The following is a 232-nucleotide window of genomic DNA, read 5'->3' on the forward strand; positions in this document are numbered from 1 at the left end:
GCCGTGCTGATCACCAACGAGAACGACCTTACCCAGCATTACGGCAACGCCCTGATGCCGAACAAGGATGTACCGCGCCACAGTGAGCGCTACATGGCAGCGGCCAAAGCCTTCGCCAGGCAGTACAACCTGCCCGTCGACCAAACCTGGCGTGCGTGGGAGCACGGCCCGTCGAAGCTGCTCCTCAACGACCTGGAACAGCGCTTCAACGTCGACATGATCACTCACCTGC

At 61.2% G+C, this 232-nt stretch carries 1 protein-coding gene; it reads left to right on the top strand.

From position 1 onward, the window contains the following. Window positions 1-232 (top strand): hypothetical protein (locus SB756_RS35845; RefSeq protein WP_410913998.1); only part of this gene is annotated, 232 nt, incomplete at both ends.

The sequence above is a fragment of the Pseudomonas sp. SIMBA_068 genome (assembly GCF_046534705.1).
Taxonomy (GTDB): domain Bacteria; phylum Pseudomonadota; class Gammaproteobacteria; order Pseudomonadales; family Pseudomonadaceae; genus Aquipseudomonas; species Aquipseudomonas putida.